The sequence below is a fragment of the Campylobacter sp. W0066.2 genome (assembly GCF_024723515.1).
Taxonomy (GTDB): Bacteria; Campylobacterota; Campylobacteria; order Campylobacterales; family Campylobacteraceae; genus Campylobacter_D.
In genome coordinates, this window is record NZ_JANQCV010000038.1 from 1 (window position 1) to 1,097 (window position 1,097).

The window sequence follows — 1,097 nt, forward strand, 5'->3', positions numbered from 1 at the left end:
AGTGGTACTATCGGTGATGGTTGGAGTGGTATTTTTATTGAAAATGGTGGAGGCACTATAGAGACGATTGATAATTCAGGGATTATAAGTGGTAGTGATAGTGGTATTAGGCTTAACAATGGTGGAAAAATTGAGAGCATAAATAACACTGGAACTATCCAAGGAGATAATAACGGTATTTATGTAATTGCAAGGCCAGATTATTCTGCTACTATAGGTAATATCACAAACGATGGCACTATTAAAGGTAACAATGGTATTAAATTAGATACTGGTATTTGGGGTGGATCAACTACTGTAGATAATATTACCAATAAAGGAACTATAATTTCTGAAGGTACAAATCCTCAAGGATTTAAGGATGTTAGTGGTGGTATTGTAATTCATACATACGCACAAGCTAAAACTATCGATAACAAAGGATTAATACTTACAAAAAGCTCAGGAATTGGTATATCAGGTAGTTATGGGAATGGTAAAATCGTAGAAACCATTAATAACTCAGGCACTATACAATACAACGGAAATGGCACCATTGGAAACTTAAGTGAGAGTTATGGCCAAGGTGCAGGAATATATATGGGTAATGTTGATGGTATTCCTAAAATAGGAACTATAAATAATAGTGGTTTAATTAATACTTATAATGGTGTATATCTTGCACTAGGAACTCAAGTAGAAACAATTAATAATAGTGGAACTATTATAGCAAGTAAAGATGGTATAGTTTTAGGAAATAATAATTCTAAAGAATCATTACAAACTAGGGTAGATAATATTACAAATAAAGGCACTATTCAAGCAGGAAGATATGGTATATTTATAGATGTAGCAAGCAATCCTAATGTTCCTTTTCAAATCGGTAAAATCGATATTGATGGTTTAGTTTATGGTGGTGTAGCTGGCTTTTATATTGGCGAAAATCAAAAACTAACAGAGGATATCATTGTAAAAGGAACTCTAGCAGGTGGCCAAGCAGGTATTATTAATAATGGTATCATAGGAGATAGTAAGAATCCAGACAAAGGTGGTATTAAACTTCAAGATGGTGGTTTAATCTTAGCTTCAAATAGTATGCTTAGTGATGATACTATAAG

The 1,097-nt window shown here is 32.9% G+C and carries 1 pseudogene; it reads left to right on the plus strand.

The annotated features are described in order from the left end of the window. Window positions 1-1,097 (plus strand): annotated as a pseudogene (locus CAMP18498_RS07875) (hypothetical protein); the annotation flags it as partial.